Raw genomic sequence first — 21,917 nt, 5'->3', positions numbered from 1 at the left:
ACGGTGCACTCAGCGAAAGGAACCGTGCCCCGGACACAGGCCGCCGGGTGGATGACGCAGGTCAGCGCAGGTGAACCCGCTCGGTGCGCTGGTGCTGGCGTCCCAGCCCCTCGATCTCGATGGTCATCTCATCGCCGTCCTGCAGGTACGGGAACCTGCCCGACAGCGCGACGCCCTGCGGGGTGCCGGTGTTGATCACGTCGCCGGGCTCGAGCACCAGGTAGTGGCTCAGCTCGTGCACGATGTGCAGCACGGAGAAGATCATGTCGGCAGTCGAGGAGTCCTGCCGCGGCTCGCCGTTCACGAAGGACCGCAGCCGCAGCGCCTGCGGATCGAGCTCGTCGGCGGGGACGAGCGCCGGCCCGAGCGGGTTGAACGTCTCGGAGCACTTGCCCTTCGACCACTGTCCGCCCGAGACGTCGAGCTGGTACGCGCGCTCCGAGACATCGTTCGAGATCGTGTAGCCGGCGATGACATCGCGTGCGGCCTCCGGTGACGACAGGTAGCGCGCCGCCTTGCCGATCACGATCGCCAGCTCGACCTCCCAGTCGACCTTCTCGGCACCGGGTGGCAGCAGCACGACGTCATTCGGCCCGACGACCGTGTTCGGGTGCTTGAAGAAGATCACCGGATGCTCGGGCGGCTCCGATCCGGACTCGGCCGCGTGGGCTGCGTAGTTCTGGCCGACGCAGACCACCGCGGTCGGGCGGGCGACCGGGGCGCCGAAGCGCAGACCGTCGACATCGGCGGTGGGGAGCTCGCCGCGGCCGAGGGCTTCGCGCACGCGAGCGATGCCGTCAGCGGCGAGGAAGGCGCCGTCGATCTCAGTGGTGAGGGGCGCGAGGTCGTAGACGACGTCGCCCTCACGGACGTAGGGGCGTTCGTGGCCGGTGGGGCCGAGTCGCAGGAGTTCCACGTCGATCCTTCGGTCAGCGCGCGTCGGCGTAGGTCGGGTTGACGATCGGCACGGATTCCCCGGCCAGGTACCGGATGATGTTCTCGGCCGCGTGCACGGGAAGATCCGCCAGCGCCTCGGGCGAGTACCAGGCGGCGTGCGGGGTGAGCAGCACGCTGTCGAGATCGCGCAGCGGGGAGTCGGCGGCGAGCGGCTCCCCCGCGAACACGTCGAGGGCGGCGGCTCCCAGGTGTCCGGAGCGGAGTGAGGCGGCGAGCGCCCCCTCGTCGATGAGCGGACCTCGGCAGGTGTTCACCACGACCGCTCCCGGCTTCATGGTCGCGAGCGCAGCGGCATCGATCAGGTGGCGGGTGTCGTCGCTCAGCGGGACGTGGAGGGTGAGGATGTCGGCCTGCGCCACGGCATCCGGGATCTCGACGAGTTCACAGTCAGCCTCGCGCACCGCGTCGCCGGAGGCGTACGGGTCGGCGACGAGCACGCGGAACCCCAGCGCGCGGCAACCGCGGGCCACCATCGAGCCGATGCGGCCGAAGCCGAGCACCGAGACCGTGGTGGCCGAGGGGCGCACGGCGAGCGGGCGGGCGTCGACGGCCTTCCACGTGCCGGCGCGCACGGCGCGGTCGTAGGCGGGGAGGCCGCGGCCCTGGGTCATGATCATCGCGATGGTGTGCGCGGCGACCTCTTCGATGCAGTAGCTCGGGGTGTTCGCGACGGCGATGCCGCGGGCGGTGGCCGCCTCGACGTCGACCATGTCGTAGCCGATGCCGACGCGGCTGATGATGCGGAGGTTCGGCATGCGGTCCATCACCTCGCCGCTGATCTGCGCCCACTGCACGACCAGTCCTTCGGCGTCGGCGCCGTGAGCGGCGATGTCGTCGAGGCTGCCGGAAGCTGCGCGCTCGGCACGCAGCCCCGCCTGTCGGAGGGTGTCTTCGATGACGGTTCCCGGCAGGTCGCAGTCGCTGACGAGGATGAATGGCGCGGTCATGGATGCGATGCTATAGCATCTAGCAAGCGGCTGCACCCCTCCAGGCGCGGGGCGCGGGGCTCGGGGCGCGGGGCGCGGGGGCGCGTGCGAAAACCCAGACGAACTGCTCCGGCTCGGGCGCGCCTCGCTACAACACGCCGCAGGCGACGCGAGTGGTCTCCGTTTTCGCCTCGGCGCTCTGGGCACGCCTGCTCGACAGGCGCAAGATTTGCTATAGCATCGACCCCATGACTCGTCGCGCACTGATCACGGGGGCCAGTTCCGGTATCGGGACGGCCGCCGCCCTCGAACTCGCCCGCGAGGGTGCCGCCCTCTGGATCACGTATGCCGGACGCGAGGCGGAGGCCCTCCGCGTCGCCGACGAATGCCGTGCGGCTGGGGCGCCCGAGGTGCACGTGTCGCGCCTCGACCTGCGCGAGCGCGAGTCGATCGACGCGCTGGTCGGTGAGATCACGGACGCGTGGGGATCGCTCCACGTGCTCGTCAACAATGGCGGCGTCTGCCCGTACACCCCGTACGACGACATCGAGTTCGATGAGTGGGACATGGTCCTCGAGACCAACGCTCGCGGTACCTTCTTCCTGACTCGCGGCGCTCTCCCGCTGCTCCGGGCCGCCGAGGGCGACCGCTCGGTGATCAACATCGCCTCGATCGCCGGCCAGGTCGGCGCGCTGCAGACCGGCATCCACTACGCCGCGAGCAAGGGCGCGATCCTCGCGATCACCCGCAGCTTCGCGCGGCACCTCGCGTCCGAGGGCATCCGCGTCAACGCCGTCACCCCCGGACCGGTCGCGAGCGCGATCACCGACCAGCTGCAGGGCGCGGGGCGCGAGAAGCTCGAAGCCGGCATCCCACTCGGCGCGTTCGGACAGCCGGAAGACGTCGCCTGGATCATCGCATCACTCGCGTCGGAGCGCGCCCGGTTCATCACCGGCGCCACCTACGACGTCAACGGAGGAGTACGCATTGACTGACCGCACCGCACTCGACCGCACCGCACTCGACACCGTCCAGGCGCAGCTCGACGCGTTCAACGCACACGACCTCGACGCGTTCGTCGCGACCTATGCCGAGGATGCCGTGATCACCGGCGTCGCGCCCGAGCCCGTGGCCGGATCGGCCGCGATCCGCGCGTTCTACGAGCCTCGGCTGCAGAACCCCGAACTGTCGTGCGTCATCGAGACCAGCGTGCTGTTCGGCACCCGGTGGGTCGTCGCGCAGGAGCAGGTCATCAACGCGGGCGTCGCGACCGAGACCATCGCGACGTTCGACGTCGTCGACGGGCTGATCGCTCGGGCGTCGATGCTCAAGGCCTGAGGCGCGACAGCTTCCCGGGAGGAGATCTCCCTGTGGGGAGGAGCTTTCCTGCTGAGGAGTCCTCCCGACAGGGAGTTGTCCTCCCCACGCGGTGCGGCTCACTCGTGCTCGGGCAGGATCGGGGACGACCAGCCCGGATCACGACCCAGCTGAGCCGCCCGCGACACCGAAGTCGAACCGTAGCGGTCGCGCAGGGTGTCGAGCACGGTGTCGAGGCGGGCTTCATCGCCCCAGTCGATCGGCAGTTCGGGCTGCACGCGATCGGCGCGGTCGAGCTGCGACAGCGAGATGCCGATCAAGGTGATGCCGCGGTCGGTGATCTCGCTCTGCGCCGCGGCGAGCAGCGTGCGTGCGAGGGTGAGCAGCACGGCGGTGCGGTCGGTAGGAGCGCGGAGTGAGCGGGAGCGGGTGGCCTTCGAGAAGTCGCCGAAGCGCAGACGCAGCACGACGGTGCGGCAGACACGGTCGCCATCGCGGAGTCGGCGACCGAGCCGGTCGACGATCTGGGTGAGGATGAGGTCTAGTTCCTCCGCCGAGCGAGGACGGGTGCCGAGAGCACGCTGCGAGCCGATCGACCCGCGGCGGCGGGTGGTGTCGACCGGCCGCGGATCCCGTAGACGAGCGAGCGCGTGCACGTGCGCCCCCGTCGCCTTGCCCAGCATGCGCTCGGCTGTCGCGGCCTCGAGCTCGGCCAGCTCTCCGACCGTGCGGATACCGTAGCGGTGCAGCTTCTCGGCCGTGACCGCCCCCACACCCCACAGGCGCTCGACCGGGAGGGGAAGCAGGAACTCCTCCTCGCGTTCGGGCTCGACGACCAGCAGCCCGTCGGGCTTGCTCACGGCACTGGCGACCTTGGCGAGGAACTTGGTGCGCGCGACCCCGACCGAGATCGCGAGTCCCGCCTCGGCACGCACGCGTTCGCGCAGCCGTGCCGCGATCTGCTCGGGGCTGCCGGCGATCCGCCTCAGACCCCCGACTTCGAGGAACGCCTCGTCGATCGACAGCCCCTCCACGAGCGGGGTGGTGTCGCGGAAGATGGCGAACACGTCTTTGCTGGCGGCCGAGTATGCCTCCATGCGCGGCGGAACGATCACAGCATCCGGGCAGAGCTCCCGCGCCTGCCGGCCGCCCATCGCGGTGCGGACTCCGCGGGCCTTCGCCTCGTAGCTCGCTGCCAGCACGACTCCGCCGCCCACGATGACAGGTCGGCCGCGCAGTTCGGGCGCATCACGCTGCTCGACCGAGGCGTAGAACGCATCGAGGTCGGCGTGCAGCACCGTCGCTTCCCCACGCATCCCGTTCTCCTGTCGACGTGCGGATCGTCGCACGGACCGGGGACACCGGGATGGGTGGTGACTTCGCCCTCTCGCCCGGGATATTGCGGTGTCGGTGCTCACGGATATCGTCGGCGCGTGCCGGAACCGGTGAATCAGTGGTGGGCGCGACGGCAGTTCTCCCGCGGTCGCGCTGTCCCGTATGAGGTGGGCACCTATCGCGCCGGGTGGGCGGCATATCCCGAGCTCATCCGGCAGTACCACCCGGAACTGAACCACGGCATCGTCCTGTCGCAGATCCCCCTCGCCGCCGACGTGTTCCTGTGCTGGGAATGCGCGGTCGGGCATCGGTTCGCCGCCACCCCGACCGAGCAGCGCGAGCGTCCTGGACAGGTGCGGCGGCGCTCTGCATGGTGCCCCGAGTGCTCTGCGCTCGCCCGTCCGCAGCCGGTCGTGCTCGGCGAAGCCCGCGCCCTCCCCCGTAAACCCCGTCGCCCAGCCCCCGCGCTCTGCGCGACGACGCCCGACCTTCCCACAGGCTCCGCGTTCGTCAGCGAGTGCGCCCCGAAGCCCGCATCCGCCGTGGAGGGCCGCCTACGAACGGAGCTCGGGGCGGTGATCGACTTCGACCCGGCCGTGAACGCCGTGAAAGTGTCGCGCCCGTTCTTCCGCCACACCGAGGTCTGGCCCGACATCGTGTTTCCGGAGCTGCGGGTCGCACTCGAATACGACACCGTCGGTCGCCACGGACTCGAGCACGTCGGCAAGCGGCAAGATGCCGATCTGCGCAAAGACCGCGCCCTCCGTGCCGCGGGCTGGGAGGTCATCCGCATCCGCACCGGGAAGCTCGAACCCCTCGGTCCGCACGACCTGGCGCTGTCGTCGGTGAGCGCGAAGAGCATCGCCCGGATCATCGACGAGCTGCGGGCCATCCGCGGGGCGCTGTTCGTAGACGCGTACCTGCGGTGACGAGGCCACGTTCGCGTCGGGGGCACACCCCGATGGGAGGAAGACCCGGTGTCGGGAGGAGAATCCTGCGCAGATCTTCCGCCCGGGACAGAGTTCTCCGCCCGTGCCGAGCGCCGGAGATGCCTGCTCGCGTGCCCCTGCACCTATCGAGGTGCCTCAGGCGTCGAAGCGCTCCCGCAACCCCGGGTCGAGCGCGATATCCCCGAAGGATGCCGTCCACGCCCCGTCGACCGCGATGGACTGACCCGACAGGTACGGAGCCTCATCCGACAGGAGGAACGCCGTGATGGACGCCACCTCTTCGGCGCGGGCGATGCGCCCCATCGGCGGCCCCTCCGCGAGCGCACGCTCTTCGGCCTCGGGGTCGGCCGCGCGCGCGATCTGGGCTTCGAGGTGCGGGGTGCGCACGCCACCAGGAGCGACGGTGTTGGCGCGGATACCGAGGGCCCCGTACGACACGGCCACGCTGCGGGTGAGGGCGTCGATGCCGCCCTTGGTGAACTCGTAGGCCGCGTGGTCTGTGAAGGACGCGCGGCCGTGGATCGAGCCGATGTTCACGATCGCGCCCGGTACACCCTGGTCGACGAAGGCCGAGACGGCGGTCGAGCAGCCCCAGATGTAGCCGAAACCGTTGATGTCGAGCACCTCGCGCACCGTGGCCTCGTCGATCTCGTGCAGCGGTGTGCGCTTGGTGATGCCGGCGTTGTTCACCCAGCCGGCGAGGGACGCTCGGGCGCGGGCAGCAGCGGCGGCACGCTCGTGCGCCGTGCGATCGGCGGCATCGCCGAGCACGACCTCGGCCACGATGCCGTCTTCGACCGTGCCGGATCCGGGCGAACGCTCGAGCCCGACCACGATCCACCCGTCGGCGGTGAGACGTTCGGCGATGGCGCGACCGATGCCCTTGCCGCTACCGGTCACGACCACGCTGCGCTGCACGGCATTGCGGTCCACAGAGTTGCGGTCCACAGAACTGCGCGGGGAGTCTGTCATCTCAGTCCCTCTCGAATCGGAAGACGGTGGGGTCGAGCACGAAGCCGAGGCCCGCCGCGCCCGTCGGCCGCACCCTGCCGTCGAACGACGGACCGCCGAGGATGAACGACGGCGCGGGGTCGTACGGGTTGCTCCCTCGGGCGAACGTCTCCACACCGATGCCCAGGTGCGCGGTGACCTCAGGATAGACGTGCCCCGACACCGGCACGCCACGTTCTGCTGCCCACGCGATTATCTCGCGGGCAGGGGTGACGCCGCCGATCGCGACGACGTCGAGTCGCAGCACGTCGACGCCGCCGACATCGACCAGCGCCTTCAAAACGGCGGGGTCGGTGACCTCATCGCCCACGGACACGGGGAGTCCCGACTCCCGGCGGATGCGCGCGACCCCCTCGGCGTCTTCGGGGAGCAGGGGGTCTTCCACCCACGCGAGGCGCGGGTCACCCCACTGCGCGATCTCGGCCAGCGCGGTGTCGGCGTCCGGCCAGCCGAAGCCCACGTCCACGACCAGACCGGTCGCATCGGGAAGCTCGGCGTTCAGCAGGGCGAGCAGTTCACGCATATATGCCGGATCCGGAATGCGGGAGATCTTCACATTCGTCCAGCCCTCCGCCTGCGCGAGAACCTCATCGGCCACCTCGCGGGGAGTCCGCTCGGCAGACGGGTACGCGGCGACGAGCATCGACTCCCGCGGGGCGTCACCCGTGCCGAGCAGCGTCCACAGCGGCACGCCCGCACGACGCGCGGCGATGTCCCACAGCGCGATGTCGACGAGCCCGATCGCGCGCCGCACCAGGCCCACCCGTCCGACGATCGCGCTGCCGCGCAGCATCCGCTCCCAGGTCGCCGCGGGGTCGTCGGCATCCGCACCCATCGCGTGCACGGCGACGAGGCGGTCGACGATCTCGGCCATCGGCGCCTCCCGCGAGAGGCAATAGGCCATCCCGGTCGTGCCGTCGTCAGCCGTCGCCTGCACGGCGCTGTACTCGCGGCGGGTCACCGTCATCGCCCCCAGGTGCAACGGTGCCGGGAGCGGCAGCACGGCCGTGGCCGTGTCGATGCGGGCGATCGCGCTCATTCGGGCTTCTTCGCCAGCGGCACACCGTAGTCGACCATGAAGCCGCCGTCGACGTAGAGGGTCTGTCCGTTCATGTAGCGCGACTCGTCGGAGACGAGGAAGCTGACCGCGGCGGCGATCTCGCTCGCCTCGGCCAGGCGCTTCGCGGGGATGCGCGACAGGATCGTGTCGAGGCTGAGGGTGCCCGCTTCGACACCCTGACGGAAGACGCCGGTGTCGACGTAGCCGGGCGCGACCGCGTTGACCCGCACGCCGCGCGACGCCCACTCGGCACCCGCGGTCGAGGTCAGTCCGATCACCGCGGCCTTGGTCGTGGCGTAGGGCGCACGACCGGCCGAGCCGCGCGACGAGATGGAGGAGATGTTGACGATGCGCCCATCGCCGCGCTCCAGCATCCGCTTCCCCGCCGCCTGCAGCGCCGAGAACACCCCGTGCAGGTTGACGTCGACCACGGCCGACCATTCGTCCCAACTGAGGTCTTCGATGCCGCGATGACGCTGGATGCCGGCGTTGTTGACGAGCACCTCGATCGGCCCGAGCTCGGCTTCGATCTCTCCGAACACACGGTCGACGCCGGCATGATCGGTGACATCGAGCTCGCGCCACAGGATGCCGGCCGGGTTGTCGGCCGGGTTGTCGCCGGCGGTGAGGCCCGGCACCCGGTCGGCGGCGACGACGAGGTAGCCGTCTGCGGCGAGGCGCTGGCCGATCTCCCATCCGATCCCGGCGGATCCTCCGGTGACGACGGCGACGGAGCCGGCAGGGGTGGGGGCGGTCATTGCTCTCCTCAGGTTCGAGTTTTGCTATAGCAAGTGTATCGGGGGCGCCGTCAGTGGTCGAGCAGCTCCGCCACGACCGCCACCGCATGCGTCTCGAGCAGGTCGAGCGCGCCCGGCGCCAGGGGCGTCTGCCACGCCTGATACGCCCCGCGGTCGTAGGCATCGCGCGTCGGCAGGTACACGAACCCCGGGCCGTTCGTGAGGTTCATCACCACGATCGGCGTCGCGGGGAACCGCGCGCGCAGCGTGGTCTGCAGTCGCGAGTACGCCTCACCCGGATGCCCCACGATCACGGCATCGCCGAGCCTCCAGGCCCAGACAGGGTGCTGCACGGTCGGACCGTCGATGTATCCGTCACGCAGATTGCGCGCGCGACCGAGACGCTCCTCCCGCGAGCGCGGGTCGATATCCTTCCACTCCTCGGCGAGCGCGTCGAGCGTCGGCAGGTCGCGCAGCGGAAGCTCGACGCTCGTGACCGAACCCGCCGCATCCTCCCCGCCTTCCGCCGTCCGGCCCGTCCAGATCGCGAGCGGTGCACCGGACTCGACGATGCCGTCGAGCGTCAGCTCTTCTCCGGGAACGGGAAGCGCGTCCAACGCCGCGAGCACCGCGTGCCCGAGCGAACGTCCGTGTCGATCGGCGACCGCGACGTCGCCGGTGTACTGCTCGCGCGGAGCCAACTCTCCCGATGCCCCCTGCACGAACAGGCAGGGCGCCCCCGTGGCCGACTCGATGACCTCGCGCATCGCCCCGACGTAGTCCGGCGACACCTCACGGCTCTGCCAGGCGAGCGTGGTCGGGTGGCACGCGTAGTTCACGAGCGTGCCTCGCACCGCACCGTCGACACTGAGGCGCCCGATCGTGACGGTGTCGTCGGCCGTGCCCTGCGGGTTGTACCCCACGAGAGGGCGGCCGTCGACGTCGAGCTCACGGTCGGCGGCCAGGGAGCAGGTGCCGGTCGTCCACTCGATCAGCCCGGGGACCGCACCGTCGAGCGCCTCGCGCCCGGCGGCGACCCCTGCGGCAGCGAGCGCCTCGAGATACCCCGGGATCAGCTCTCCCCCCGGCAGATGCGCATCCGCGGCACAGAGCACGGCGCCCGCGTGGGTGTGCGAGAGCGAGAGCATCAGCTGATCGGGGTCGAGCCCGAGAGCGTCGAGGATCGTTCCGCGCACACCCTGCTCATCCGCGACGCGACGCCACCAGGTGCCGTCCACCGCAAGCAGCACGCGCGGGCGGTCGTCGGCGGCGATCACGGCGAGCGCGGTCAGCTCGAACGGACGATGCGCCCCCTCGGATCGCTCCCAGTCGGCGGGTCCCCAGTTCTTGGCACGGATGCCGACCGGCGGCGTGATGTCGCGTCGGGCGACGCCGATGCGCGCCCGCGTGCGGGGGATGCGGATGCGGGCGCCAAGACGTGCGGCCGGTGCCGTGTCGTTCAAACCTGGTCCTCCATGTTCTCCATGATGCCGCCGCTCAGGCGATCGTCAGCACGTCGGCGATCAGCACACGTGCTCCAGCCTCGGGAAGAGTCACCTCGACGCCGCGCTCGACGCCGTCGCTGTAGAGCAGCGTGGAGGGTGCGGCGAAGCCCTCGGCCAGCCGCATCCGTCCTCCCACGAACTGACTCCCGGTGACGCGAGCGTGGTTGACCCCCACGCCGATGTCGAGGTGGGCAGCACCCTTGGGCACGGTCGATGTCACGCCACCCACCCGCCAGGTCACGACGCCCCCACCGGCGGCCCTGCTCAGCAGAGCGCCGTCGGTGCGCTCGGTCGACAGCTCGACCCCCTCGACAGCGATGGCCTGGTCCCGCACCGCGGTCACGGTGAGCTGCACATCGCGCACCGTGCCGCCCCGGATGGTCACCCTCGACGCACCGAGCTCTGCCGGGGCACCTGTTGCCGGACCGCTCAGCCGGCAGTCGACGAACTCGACGGCTCCGGCGCCTCGTGCCTTCATCCCGTCGATTCCGGTGATCGTGCATCGCACGAAGCTGACGGGCACCGAGACCGGCGTCTGGATCAGCACCTGATCCTTCGGGAGGGCGAAGGTGCAGTCCTCGATCACCGTCGGCCGCGATGATCGCGCCGATCGCTGGCCGATCGCCAGCAGCCCGGCGGTGCAGCCGCGCAGCTGAGCCCCGTCGGCATTGATCGTCATGGTCGCCTGCGGATCGAACGTCGATCGTCCGATCACCCGGACGTTCTCGAGCGTCAGGTCGCTGATCTTCGTGCCGGCGACGAACCACGAGCAGACGTGGTCGCGCACCGTGATGCGCTTCGCGGCGGTGCCCCATTGCGCCCCGGAGTTGGCGATGTCCATCAGCCCCGAGTTGCCGATGAAGGTGAGATCGTGCTCGTACTGCCCGTGCGTGGTGAAGGGGTTCCCGCCCTGATCGTCGCCGTCTCCGTGGCAGTTCTCGACGATGCAGTAGGCGCTGGCCGTCAGATCGTTCAGGTGCCGCGCGTTCGACGACGTGCAGTCGCTCACGCGACCGTACAGGCTGTAGATCTGCTGCGTGAGATAGCCCGCACCGCCGTAGAAGACCGTGGGCGGGTTCTCGACCGAGCAGCGTTCGGTCGTGAAGTGGGTGTTCCATCTGCGCATGATGACGGGCCACCAGGTGCGGCTCGCGTGCACGTCGGCGACATCGCAGTGGATCGCGTACTCGAAGGCGATCGGGTGCGATCCGGTGAGCTCGCGAGAGTCCGGGAAGGAGCCGTCCGTCGGTCCGTCGAAGGGCCCGGCCCCGAGGAACCGCATGTTCGAGATGCGCACCCCCGCGACCGGATCCACCTGCCGCCAGACGAGCTTTCGCCCCTTGTCGAGCGGCCAGCCGTTGAGGTAATCGATCCGGATGTGGGTGCCGTCGATCTGCTGCGTCACCTGGACGAATCGCTGAAGCTCGCGCTCATCGGCCCCACCGCCGGCGACCGGATCGCACTGCACCGCCCACCAGGTGTCGACGGCGAACTTCGACGCATCGGGCACGGCGACCGCATCCGTCAGCTCCGGCCAGGCTTCCGCCAGGGCGTGCTCGACGGTGACGTCGCGGGACACCCCGGTGAAGAACATCACCGCACCGAACGGGTTGTCGTGGGTGTTCGCCTCGATGCCCTCCGTCGTGATGACATGACCGCCGAAGTCGATCTCGAGGTGGGAACGGGTGAAGCGGTGCCGCCGCTGGAAGAGCAGAGCGGTGCTCGCCTCGATCCGCCGGACGCGGAGGTCGTTCACCAGGGCGTCGAGCGCGTCATCGGCCGCCGTCTCGGGCCCGGTGATGCCGAAGACCCGGAAGTCGACCGTGCCGTCATGCTGCAGCAGCCACGTGGTGCCGCGCTTTCCGGCGATCACCGTGCCGCCGTTGGCCGCGACGTCGGCCCCACCGCAGCCTACGTAGACGAGCAGCCCGGCGTCGCCGGGGGTCCGGTAGCCGGCGACGATGGCCACCTCGCCGTCGCGTGCCCGCAACCGGGACAGCTCGGAGACCGTCTCCGCGCGGAGGACGTCCTTCGCACCGGCCGCGACGGGAGCGGCCTGAGCGGTCGTCGCACCGGCGAGAGAGCCGGCAGCGCCGAGGGCGACCGCACCGAGTCCGGTCATGAGGGCGCGGCGACCCGTCGATCGCACACTCGCATCCAGTTCGGCGCGGGACATCACCGCACCCCGGACGTGGCGTCCGCTTTCAACTGCACCTCGGCCGGAACCGTGAAGTCCGCCCGTCGACTCAGCACGAACGCGATGCTCGCGCCGAGCAGGGTGAGCCCGGCGATGAGGAGCAGACCCCAGATCGCCGATCCGGTGGTCTCGCTGATCCAGCCGATCGCATACGGACCGGCGAAACCGGCCAGGTTGCCGACCGAGTTGATGAAGGCCAGCCCGGCAGCAGCCGCCGTGCCCGTGAGCACCATGGGCGGCAGGCTCCAGAACAGCGGTGTCGTCGAGAACAGGGCCGACATGCCGACGCACAGGGCGGCGAGCGCGAGGATCGGCGTGCCCTGGGCCGCGACCGCCGCGATGAGCGAGAGCGCGGTGATCGTGAGCGTGATGCCGATCTGCAGGGGGATGTTGCCCTGCTTCCTGGCTGCGCGCTCCCAGGGGAGCATCACGAGCGCGGCGCACAGGTTCGGCAGGGCGACGAGCCATCCGGTGGTGGAGTTGGAGAAGTCGCCCATGCTCTTCACGATCGTCGGCAGCCACATGCCCAGCCCGTACGCGCCGAACACGACGCCGAAGAAGAGCACGATCAGGGTCCACAGACGCCCGTTGCTGAACACCTCGCGCAGGCGCAGCCGCCCGTGCTTCTGCTCGGTGGCCGCGGTCTCGGCGGCCAGGGTGTCGTTGATCCACCGCTGTTCGGTCGGGTCGAGCCAGCGGGCGTCCTGCGGGCGGTCGGGCAGCCAGAAGAAGACGACGAAGGCGAGGATCACCGCGGGGATGCCCTGCAGCAGGAAGACCAGCTGCCAGCCGTCGAGGCCCCACATCCCGTGCAGTTCGAGCATCCAGCCCGACAGCGGTGCCGCGACCGCGTTCGCGATCGGGTTCGACAAGACGAACACCGCGAGCACCTGCGTGCGGTACTGCCGCGGGAACCAGAGCGTGAGGTACAGGAGCACTCCGGGGAAGAAGCCGGCTTCGGCGATGCCCAGCACGAAGCGTGCGATGGCGAACTGGGTCGCATCCTGCACGAAGGCCGTCAGGGCGGCGACCAGACCCCAGGAGACCATGATGCGCGCGATCCACTTGCGCGCACCGAAGCGCTCGAGCAGGAGATTGCTCGGCACTTCGAACAGCAGGTACCCGATGAAGAAGATGCCGGCGGCGAATCCGAAGGCCGCTTCGGTGATCTGCAGCGCCGCCGTCATCTCCAGCTTGGCGAAGCCCGCGTTGTTGCGGTCCATGTAGGCGACGAGATAGAGCAGCCCGAGGAACGGGCCGAGGCGCCAGATCGCCTTCTTCATGGCGGAGGCCCCGACCTCCTCTGACGTGCGCGTATCGGGGGCGATTCCGTTCCCGGACATGACAACTCCTTCGTCATCGATGGACTGGCTTGCTATAGCATCTAGCAAAACCCTCGCCGTGTCCACTCATCCGGAAAATGCCATAGCATCGAGCGAACGAATGCGCGCCCGCTCGACGAGACGGAACCGCGGATCGAGAAGGGCACCGAATGCGCAGCGTCTCGGATCAGAACATCGCCGAACAGGTCGCAGACGAGCTGCGTGCGGCCATCCATTCCGGAGAACTCGCCCCCGGTGAGCGCCTCGTCGAACGCAAGCTCGCCGACCGGCTGGGCGTCAGCCACATCCCGGTACGCGAGGCACTGACCCGTCTCGCCGAGGAGCGCCTCATCACCCGGGAGCCCCGCCGCGGCGCCCGCGTCGCCCAGCTGAGCGCACAAGACCTCCAGGAGATCTCGAGCCTGCGGATCGTGCTCGAGCAGTTCATGGCGATCCGCGTGCAGGAGCGGTGGAACGAGGAATCCGCCGCCCGACTCGGTGCCATCATCCAGGCGATGGCGGATGCGGCACCCGGCGACATCGACGAGGTGCTGCGCCAGGACCGCCTGTTCCACGAGACGCTCGCCGACCTCGCCGAGCACCGCTTCCTCGACGAGTTGAGCGGCCAGCTGCGCGGACGCATCACCGGTTTCCTGCATGCCGCCAACGCCGCTCTCGACCCTGCCGAGCAGGAAGAGCATGTGCGCAGCCACCAACAGATCGTCGATGCCATCGCGAGCGGTGACCCGGAGCAGGCGCAGGCCGTGATCGCCGCGCACGTGACCAGGGCGGTCGAGCGCATCACCCCGTCGACCGACGCGGACACCCCGTGACCGCGCGCACGATCGTCCTCACCGGAGCCTCCGACGGGATCGGCGCGGCAGCCGCCCGCCAGCTCGCGTCGTCCCCGCATCGGCTCATCCTGGTGGGACGCTCGGAGGAGAAGACCCGTGCGGTCGCCGCGGAGACGGGCGCTGCGTGGTTCACCGCCGACTTCGCACGCCTCGACGACGTGCGGGCGCTCGCCACGAGGATCGTGGAGGGCGTCGGCGACGGCGGCATCCACGTGCTGGCGAACAACGCCGGTGGCATCTTCGGCGATCAGACCCCCACGGTCGACGGCTTCGAGAAGACCATGCAGGTCAACCACCTGGCGCCGTTCCTGCTCACGAACCTGTTGCGGCCTCAGCTGTTGAAGGCCGAGGGCGCGGTCATCAACACCTCCAGCATCGCGCACCGCCTGTTCGGCCACCTCGATGTGGACGACCTCGACAATCACCGCCGCTTCAGCGCGAACAAGGCCTACGGCGATGCGAAGCTCGCGAACGTGCTGTTCGCCAAGAGCCTGCACACGAAGTTCCACGCCGACGGGCTGAGTGCGGTCGCGTTCCACCCCGGCACCGTGCAGACGAACTTCGCTTCGGACTCGTCGAGCATCATGCGCCTGCTCTACCGCACACCGCTCAAGCACCTCATGCTCATCGGTGCCGACAAGGGTGGCGCGACCCTGCGCTGGTTCATCGAGGGCACCCCCGATGAGACATGGTTCTCCGGCGCTTACTACGACGAGCGTCAGCTGACCGCGAAGGTCAATCCGCAGGTGGATGACGCGGCCCTGGCCGAGGCGCTCTGGCAGCGCAGCGCCGAGCTCGTCGGCATCTCCTCCACCTAGTCCCTCCTCCTCCCGCCGCCTCGCTCCGGCACCTCTCCCGCCGCCTCCCCCGCAGGTGAGATTCGCCCTTCTCGCGCCCGGTCCACCGAATCGCCCATATACTTGCCATGGAAAGTAAGTCAGTGCTCGTGGAAAGGATGCGCCGTGGACCTGCATCGACTCTTTGATGATGTGATCCGCTTCGAGATGGAGATCTGGGAGGCGGTCGACCGACGTCTCCGCGCCGAGCATTCCCTGCCGCTGAGCTGGTTCGAGCCCATGCGGGCCATCGCCCGGATCGAGAACTGCCGGGCCTCCGACATCGCGACCGAGCTCTCGATCACCGAGGGCGGCACCAGCAAGCTGGTCGCTCGCATCGAAGCAGCGGGCTATTGCGAGCGCACACCGAACCCCGACGACCGACGGGCCTCGTTCATCACGCTCACGCCGGCGGGCGAGGACATGTTGACGATCGCGACCCAGACCTTCGGCAGAGAACTGGAGCCGTGGTTCCAGAGCGTCTCCGCCGACGACCTTCAGCACTTCGCCACCACTCTCGCCACCCTTCGGGTGCGCAAGCCCATACCGACGACAGGAGTCACCCCATGACCGAGATGATGCGCGCGATCGTGCTCGACGCACCCGGCCCCGTTGAGGCCCTCACCATCCGCGAGCTGCCGATCCCGACACCGAGTGAGGGCTGGGTGCTGATCCAGGTGAAGGCATTCGGCTTGAACCGCTCCGAACTCCACACCCGACTCGGCCTGGCGGAGGGCGTCACCTTTCCCCGCGTGCTCGGCATCGAGGCGACCGGAGTCGTCGTCGAGGCGCCCGGGGGCGAATTCACCCCCGGCCAGCAGGTCGTGGCGGTGATGGGCGGGATGGGACGCGCGTACGACGGCGGATACGCGGAGTACACCTGCGTTCCCGCGACCCAGGTGATCGCTTTCGAGAGCGACCTCGACTGGGGCACCCTCGGCGCCCTGCCCGAGATGCTGCAGACCTCGTACGGGTCGCTCACCGTGGGGCTCGACGCCCAGCCGGGCCAGTCGATCCTGATCCGCGGCGGCACCTCGTCGATCGGGATGGCGACCGCGGTGCTCGCGAAGCAGCGCGGGATGACGGTCTTCTCGACCACACGCAACCCCCGCAAGGCCGAGGCGCTCACCCGCATCGGCGTCGACCACGTGCTCATCGACGACGGCGACGTGCAGGCGCAGGTCAGAGCGATCCTGCCCGAGGGCGTGGACACGGCTCTCGAGCTGGTCGGCACGCCGACCCTGCCGGACACCCTCCGCTCGACCCGCGTGCACGGCGTGGTCTGCTTCACCGGGATGCTCTCGAACGAGTGGACCGTGAAGGACTTCTACCCCATCGAGTACATCCCCCGCGGCGTGCGCCTCAGCGCGTACGGCGGAGGCGCGGCCGACCTGCCGCCGGCTGTGCTCCAGGGCTTCCTCGATGCGGTCGCGGCCGGCGAGGCCACCGTGCCGATCGACCGCGTCTATGCCTTCGACCAGATCGCCGAGGCGCACACCGCGATGGAACAGGGCACCGCCGTCGGCAAGCTGGTCGTCGTCACCGGCCTCTGACCCCACGCCCCACGCCCCACGCCCCACACCCCGCCGAGTGCACGGGTGCTCACCGAGCGCACGGCTTCTTCACGTCGAGAAGCCGTGCACTCGGCAGCATCCCGTGCGCTCGGCGGCATCCGCGGCACTCGCGCCAGGAAGCGCGCCCGGCTCAGACCCTGAGGTTCGCCGTGTCGACGACGCGCGGGCCCTCGGCGGGGAAGGCCGTGCGCGTGACGCCCGACTCGACGTTGCCGGTGTGCACCAACGTGGACGAGCCGCCGAACGCGGCGTCCGCCAGCTCCAGCGCCCCGCCCTCGAAGCGGTTGCCGACCGCGCGGTAGTGAGTCGCGCCCTTCGTGACCGCGACGTGCGTCGCCGCCCCCTCCGCGCGGAAGGTGCTGTCGGAGAGCGTCAGATGCAGCTCGCCGTCGCCGGTCCGGGAGATGCCGGTGCCGCCCTTGACCGCCACGTCCGATCCCGCGATCTCGACGGCCTGCCGCTCTCCTCTGGCCGCGGCGATACGGGCGTTGCGGAGTGTCGATCCCTCGAATCGCAGACGCTCCGACGACGACACCATCGGCGCGGCGTCATCAGCCGCCATGAGCGTCGATCCCCGGAACGTGACCGCTCCGGCTCCCGCGATCTTCATGCCGCCGACCCGGTCGAGCACCGTGTCGACGAACGTGACGGGTGTCTTCACCGTGGCGTTGGTGAGTTCTCCCGGCGCGACGAACGTGAAGTGCGAGTCGGCGATCACCGTCGGCCGTGCGGAATTGTCGGACGCCTGCGTGATCACGAGGGTGTCGGATGCCGTGCACCCGCGCAGCTGCGCGCCGTCGGCGTTGATCCACAGCATGCCGGAGCCGGCGAGCGAGGGCTTGCCGATCACCTGCACGTCTTCGAGCGTGAGGTCGGTGATGCGCACACGGGCGACGAACCACGAGCACACGTGCTTGCGCACCGTGATGCGCTTGGCCGCCGAGCCCCAGGCCGCACCGGAGTTCGCGAACGTCATGAGACCGGAATTGCCGGTGTACGTGAGGTCGTGCTCGTACTGCCCGTGGGTGACGAACGGACCCTGGTCGTCACCGTCGCCGTGGCAGTTCTCGACCAGGCAGTAGGCGCTCGCGGTGAAGTCGTTCAGGTGCCGGGCGTTCGCGGTGTGGCAGTTGGCGACGTATCCGTAGAGGCAGTAGATCTGCTGCGTCAGGTAGCCGGCCCCACCCCAGGTGACCGAGGTCGGGTTCTTGAGCGTGCAGCTCACGGTCGAATAGTAGGTGTTCCACCGGCGCTGGATGAGCGGCCAGAAGGTCCCCGTGCCGTCGATGTGGTCGACGTCGCAGCGCACCGCGTACTCGAACGCCAGCGGGTGCGATCCCGTGTACTCGTCGGTACCGGTGCCGAGGAACTTCAGGTTCGACACCGTCACGTCCTGCACCGGCACGACCCGGCGCCAGGTCATCGTGCGGTCCTTGCCCAGCGGCCAGCCGTTCTTGTAGTTGATGCGGATGTGCGTGCCGTCCACGATCTGCGTGACCTGCACCATGCGCTGCAGCTCGCGCTCCCAACGACCCGACAGCGCGTTCACCTCTGCCGCGTACCACTCGCCGACAGCGAAGAACGACGAATCGGCGACCGGGAAGATGTCGCCGAGATCCGGCACCACCTCGCCGAGCTTCGCCTCCTGCACCGCATCGGTCACCTCGCCGCGGAAGAACATGACCGCCGCGAACGGATCGTCTTTGCCGGCGTTCTCGATGCCGACCGTGGTCATGAGGTGTCCCCCGAAGTCGAAGGCGATGTTCGACCGTGAGAACCTGTGGCGGCGCACGAAGTTGAGGGGGCTGTGCCCCTCGATGCGGTGGATGCTCGCGTCGTTCACCATGGCGTCGAGGGCGTCGTCGGCGTTCACGCTCGCATCCATGATCCCGAACACCCGGAAGTCCACGATCCCGCCGTGCACGAGCAGCCACGCTCCGCCCTTCGGGGCCGCCAGCACGGTGCCGCCGTTCGCCGCCGGAGCGTCCTTCTTCACGAAGCGGTACAGCCCGGCACCCCCGTCGCCGGCTGCGGCGTAACCGGTCGTGCGGACCAGATCACCGTCCTTGCCCTTGCGCTTCACGAGCGTGGTCGCCGTGCCGCCGTTCGCCACCGACGACGATCCCGAATCGCCCTGCGTCACGATGGGGCCGGCAGCCTGCGCCGGAGTCTGCGCGCTGACGGCCGCCACGCCTCCGATCGCCGCCGCGCCGAAGCCGGCGAGCAGCATGCGCCTGCTGCGCAGGGTCGCGGTCGGGCTCTCGAGAGCGGCCGTCTCCTTCTGGGTCGTGCTCATCTTCTGGGTCATGCTCATCCTCCTTGCGGCGTCATCGCCGCGGTCAGGCGTCCGGTCCTTCGGCCGGGCCGCATCATCCGATCGATCCCCCGTCCCCAGCGCTTCTCCGAGCGAGGCGCTCAGAAGTAGTCGCCCGCCGTGAAATGGCGGATGCCGTCGAGCCGCGGCGCACGCCGCAGCGCACGGATCATCCCGGTGCGGTCGTCCTGCCGCACAGCCTCGGGGGCAAAGGCGCGGAGCGCGCGATCCTCCTCCGGCAGGGCGGGAACGGCGAGCTCGCACGATGTCACCCCGGCGGAGTGCCAGTCGACGGCGATGGCGGAGAGCAGCTCATCGCGCACCTCGTCGCCGTCCATTCCCGGGAGCACAGCGCTCTCCAGGAGCGTGCCGATCCCGCCGCGACGCTCGGCGACCGCGTAGCCGAGCACCGTCGACCCCTCGGTCCGGCAGTACAGCGTCGCACCCCGCATCCGCACCTCCGCCATCGCCCTGTCGCGGTCACCACGCACCGGGGCGAGCACGACCCTGCCCGCACGTGAGCACTCGTAGACCTCGCACAGCGGGCGGAAGCTCCCGAGTCCGACGGTCGCGCGCTCGACTCGCGCATCGGTCCCGGCCGACACGGGTGCCGTCCAGGAGCCGGCCAGAGTGCGCGCCATGGAGAAGGTGTCGAAGCCGCTGGACCGATACACCTCCGGGGTGCCGGTGAACAGCAATGCCCAGTCGGCGTCGCCGCCCGTCTGCAGGGTCGCCGCCACGAGTCGACGGGCGAGGCCCTGTCCTCGCGCCCGCTCGGCCACCGCGACGCTGCCGATCGCGTGCACCTCGGCGACGCCATCGGACTCGCGCAGCTGCTTGGGCAGACCGTATATCGAACCGCACAGGCCGTCATCGTCCTCGGCGACGAGTGTGTGCGCGAGCCGCTCCTGATCGATGAGCCACTGGTCGGGGGCGAGCGGCGGCGTGAACGCCTGCGCCCACAGCGCGGTGAGCGCGGTCTGATCCTCGGCCCGAGCCGCACGGATGATCGGTGCACTCATGCGTCGCTCCGGGCGATCTCGGCCGCGCGGATCGTGTTCGCCACGACCACCCGCGACTCGCCCCAGGGAGCCACGGTCGCCCCGCGCTGTGCCGCATCGAGCAACGCGTGGATCAGGTCACGGAACCCCAGCGTCTCGTTCGGCCCCTCACCCTGATCGCCCACCGCGTCCTGATCGCCGTCCACGTCGAGCGAGACCGAACGGATACCGGCGGCCGTCACCACCTCCGCTCCGTACGCATCCGCGCCCGGCGTCCCCGTGACGAGCACCTGCACCGGCACTTCGCGCTCCGCGCCGGGAACCCGCAGCAGACCCTCGATGCCCGCAGCATCCTCCGACGCGCTCGTCGATCCGGGGCGCGTGCGCGTCCAGCCGGACCCCGAGACGAGAGCCGCCCCGGGCAGCAGCACATCGACCATCTCCCAGGCGTGCACCCCGACCGTCACGGCCGTACCGCCGCCGCGCCGCGGGTCGTCCTGCCACGCCCGGTCCGGCAGTTGGAAGGCGGCATTGTCGTGCTGTGCGTGCACGCGGAGCGCGAGCACATCCTCGCCCCCGATCTGCCCGGCCAGCGCGACGAGCGCCGGAGCGAAGCGCAGGACGGAGCTCGTGCCGACGGGGGCCGACGATGCCGTCAGCACGCGGTCGATCTCGGCGAGTCGAGCCCCGGTGGGGGCGATCACCTTGTTCACGAACACCGGAGCGTCTCCGCTGCCGAGCAGGTGCAGAAAGCCCCGGACATCGTGCGGGCGCGGTGTCGCGATGACCAGGTCGGGACGCAGCGCCGTCAGCAGATCGAGCGAGGCCACCGCCGCGCCACCGAAACGCAGGGCGAACTCCTCGGCCGCCCCCGCATCCGCATCGTGCACCCCGACGACTTCGGCACCGAGCGCGCGAACGTTCGCGGCGTCGCTGTAGGGGTGCGAGTGCGCGAGTCCGGCGAAGGCCACGCGCAGCGGCGTGCCGGTCATGCCATCGACGACAGCTGGTCGCGGGAGACGGCGTGCGCGAGGGGACGCCCCGCGGCGAAGGCCTCGACCTCGTCGGCGACGATCCGCCCCTGACGCCGTCGTCCCTGGGTCGTCCCCGCGGCTCGGTGCGGGGTGACCAGCACCCCGGGAAGCGCGCGGAACGGGCTGTCCGCGGCGAGCGGCTCCTCGTCGAACACGTCGATCGCGGCGCTCAGCCGTCCCCGCTGCAGCTCGTCGATCAGCGCCGCCTCATCGACGATCCAGGAGCGCGCGGTGTTCACGAGCCCCGCGCCGTGGGGCATCAGCGCGAGCTCCCGCCGACCGATCAGGTGGTGGGTCTCGGGCAGGGTGGGGGCATGCACCGCGACGATCTGGGCACGCTGGAGTGCCTCGTCGAGCGGGACGAGTGCGGCTCCGAGAGCGGTGGCCGCCTCCGCATCGATTGTCGGGTCGACCAACAGCGGCTCGGCGCCGAGCACCCGGATCAGTTCGAGGTAGGCCCGCCCGGTGCGGGACGCCCCGATCACCGCGATGGGGGTGCCGAGGATCTCGCGCTGCACGCCCACGGCATCCGCGTCGTACCAGCCGTCGCCGGCGCGCAGGGCGTTGTGCATCTCGGGCACCCGGTGCAGCAGGGCGAGCGTGAAGGTGAGCGACACCTCGGCGACCGGCCGCGCCATGCCCGCACCCGCCTGGGTCACGACGACACCGCGGTCGAACAGCTCATCGGTCGCGAAGGGCTTGATCGTCGCACCGGTGTGCGCGATCAGCTCGAGCTTCGGCAGCGCCGCGAGCACGGCCGCGTCGAAGGGGCCGACGCCCCAGCTCGTGATCACGACGCGTGCGGCGCCGAGCTCTGCCTCTGCGAGTCGATCGACCCGTGCGAACCCGCCGCCCAGACCCGCGGCGACCGCACGCAGGCGTTCGGCATCCGCGTCGGAGAAGAACTCCGTGAAGAGCTCCTCCGAGACGACCGCGACCACGGTCGGCGCACTCATGCCCACGCTCATCTCGACACTCACCGCAACA

General features: G+C 70.1%; 20 protein-coding genes. 7 read left to right on the top strand and 13 right to left on the bottom strand.

The window, feature by feature from the left end; translation table 11 throughout:
• Positions 1-61 precede the first annotated feature (61 nt).
• The gene (locus tag L687_RS33720) at positions 62-916 is read right to left on the bottom strand and encodes a fumarylacetoacetate hydrolase family protein (protein WP_021200241.1); all 855 of its coding nucleotides are present in this window, start codon (positions 914-916) and stop codon (positions 62-64) included.
• A 13-nt stretch (positions 917-929) separates the two neighbouring features.
• Positions 930-1,904, bottom strand: coding sequence for a C-terminal binding protein (locus tag L687_RS33715; RefSeq protein WP_021200240.1), 975 nt, complete (start codon positions 1,902-1,904; stop codon positions 930-932).
• A 227-nt stretch (positions 1,905-2,131) separates the two neighbouring features.
• Here L687_RS33715 and L687_RS33710 point away from each other — a divergent pair, with 227 nt between their 5' ends.
• Complete coding sequence (locus tag L687_RS33710; protein ID WP_021200239.1) at positions 2,132-2,878, top strand: SDR family NAD(P)-dependent oxidoreductase; 747 nt, start codon at positions 2,132-2,134, stop codon at positions 2,876-2,878.
• Positions 2,871-3,221: a nuclear transport factor 2 family protein gene (locus tag L687_RS33705; RefSeq protein ID WP_021200238.1), complete on the top strand. Its 351-nt coding sequence runs from the start codon at positions 2,871-2,873 to the stop codon at positions 3,219-3,221. The genes L687_RS33710 and L687_RS33705 overlap by 8 nt, the downstream gene beginning before the upstream one ends.
• 98 nt (positions 3,222-3,319) lie before the next feature.
• Here L687_RS33705 and dinB read toward each other — a convergent pair whose 3' ends face one another.
• A complete protein-coding gene (dinB, locus tag L687_RS33700) occupies positions 3,320-4,516 on the bottom strand; it encodes a DNA polymerase IV (protein WP_021200237.1) in 1,197 nt (398 codons plus the stop codon).
• A 117-nt stretch (positions 4,517-4,633) separates the two neighbouring features.
• Here dinB and L687_RS33695 point away from each other — a divergent pair, with 117 nt between their 5' ends.
• Positions 4,634-5,464, top strand: coding sequence for a hypothetical protein (locus tag L687_RS33695; protein WP_021200236.1), 831 nt, complete (start codon positions 4,634-4,636; stop codon positions 5,462-5,464).
• 156 nt (positions 5,465-5,620) lie between these two features.
• On the opposite strand, the gene L687_RS33690 is transcribed toward L687_RS33695, so the two are convergent.
• The 6 genes from L687_RS33690 to L687_RS33665 are packed head-to-tail and all read right to left on the bottom strand — an operon-like array spanning position 5,621 to position 13,338.
• A complete protein-coding gene (locus L687_RS33690; protein WP_031207507.1) occupies positions 5,621-6,457 on the bottom strand; it encodes an SDR family NAD(P)-dependent oxidoreductase in 837 nt (278 codons plus the stop codon).
• Between the two features lies 1 nt (position 6,458).
• Positions 6,459-7,535 (bottom strand): mandelate racemase/muconate lactonizing enzyme family protein, encoded by a 1,077-nt coding sequence (locus L687_RS33685; protein WP_021200234.1) that lies wholly within the window; start codon positions 7,533-7,535, stop codon positions 6,459-6,461.
• On the bottom strand, positions 7,532-8,314 hold the full coding sequence (locus tag L687_RS33680; protein WP_021200233.1) for an SDR family NAD(P)-dependent oxidoreductase: 783 nt from the start codon (positions 8,312-8,314) through the stop codon (positions 7,532-7,534). Before L687_RS33680 ends, L687_RS33685 begins: the two co-directional genes overlap by 4 nt.
• Positions 8,315-8,364: 50 nt before the next feature.
• Positions 8,365-9,756: a hypothetical protein gene (locus tag L687_RS33675; RefSeq protein WP_021200232.1), complete on the bottom strand. Its 1,392-nt coding sequence runs from the start codon at positions 9,754-9,756 to the stop codon at positions 8,365-8,367.
• A gap of 34 nt (positions 9,757-9,790) precedes the next feature.
• Positions 9,791-11,974 (bottom strand): hypothetical protein, encoded by a 2,184-nt coding sequence (locus L687_RS33670; RefSeq protein WP_021200231.1) that lies wholly within the window; start codon positions 11,972-11,974, stop codon positions 9,791-9,793.
• Positions 11,974-13,338: an MFS transporter gene (locus tag L687_RS33665; RefSeq protein ID WP_021200230.1), complete on the bottom strand. Its 1,365-nt coding sequence runs from the start codon at positions 13,336-13,338 to the stop codon at positions 11,974-11,976. Before L687_RS33665 ends, L687_RS33670 begins: the two co-directional genes overlap by 1 nt.
• A 149-nt stretch (positions 13,339-13,487) precedes the next feature.
• Here L687_RS33665 and L687_RS33660 point away from each other — a divergent pair, with 149 nt between their 5' ends.
• The 4 genes from L687_RS33660 to L687_RS33645 all read left to right on the top strand — a co-directional run bounded on the left by L687_RS33660 (position 13,488) and on the right by L687_RS33645 (position 16,560).
• A complete protein-coding gene (locus L687_RS33660; protein ID WP_021200229.1) occupies positions 13,488-14,150 on the top strand; it encodes a GntR family transcriptional regulator in 663 nt (220 codons plus the stop codon).
• Positions 14,147-14,989: an SDR family NAD(P)-dependent oxidoreductase gene (locus L687_RS33655; RefSeq protein ID WP_021200228.1), complete on the top strand. Its 843-nt coding sequence runs from the start codon at positions 14,147-14,149 to the stop codon at positions 14,987-14,989. The genes L687_RS33660 and L687_RS33655 overlap by 4 nt, the downstream gene beginning before the upstream one ends.
• Before the next feature lie 144 nt (positions 14,990-15,133).
• Entirely contained in the window at positions 15,134-15,577 is a 444-nt protein-coding gene (locus L687_RS33650; RefSeq protein ID WP_021200227.1) for a MarR family winged helix-turn-helix transcriptional regulator, read from the top strand.
• Complete coding sequence (locus L687_RS33645; protein ID WP_021200226.1) at positions 15,574-16,560, top strand: zinc-binding alcohol dehydrogenase family protein; 987 nt, start codon at positions 15,574-15,576, stop codon at positions 16,558-16,560. The genes L687_RS33650 and L687_RS33645 overlap by 4 nt, the downstream gene beginning before the upstream one ends.
• A 151-nt stretch (positions 16,561-16,711) precedes the next feature.
• Here the strand turns inward: L687_RS33645 and L687_RS33640 are convergent, their stop codons facing one another.
• From L687_RS33640 to L687_RS33625, 4 genes are all read right to left on the bottom strand, one after another.
• A complete protein-coding gene (locus tag L687_RS33640) occupies positions 16,712-18,889 on the bottom strand; it encodes a hypothetical protein (RefSeq protein WP_021200225.1) in 2,178 nt (725 codons plus the stop codon).
• Between the two features lie 107 nt (positions 18,890-18,996).
• Positions 18,997-19,917, bottom strand: coding sequence for a GNAT family N-acetyltransferase (locus tag L687_RS33635; protein ID WP_021200224.1), 921 nt, complete (start codon positions 19,915-19,917; stop codon positions 18,997-18,999).
• Positions 19,914-20,888 (bottom strand): hypothetical protein, encoded by a 975-nt coding sequence (locus L687_RS33630; protein ID WP_021200223.1) that lies wholly within the window; start codon positions 20,886-20,888, stop codon positions 19,914-19,916. The genes L687_RS33635 and L687_RS33630 overlap by 4 nt, the downstream gene beginning before the upstream one ends.
• Entirely contained in the window at positions 20,885-21,886 is a 1,002-nt protein-coding gene (locus L687_RS33625; RefSeq protein ID WP_021200222.1) for a hydroxyacid dehydrogenase, read from the bottom strand. The genes L687_RS33630 and L687_RS33625 overlap by 4 nt, the downstream gene beginning before the upstream one ends.
• Positions 21,887-21,917: the final 31 nt, after the last annotated feature.

Origin of the sequence: Microbacterium maritypicum MF109 (genome assembly GCF_000455825.1) — a bacterium.
GTDB lineage: Bacteria > Actinomycetota > Actinomycetes > Actinomycetales > Microbacteriaceae > Microbacterium > Microbacterium maritypicum_A.
Note: the sequence above shows the minus strand (reverse complement) of the source record. Positions and strands in the feature narration are given on the sequence as shown.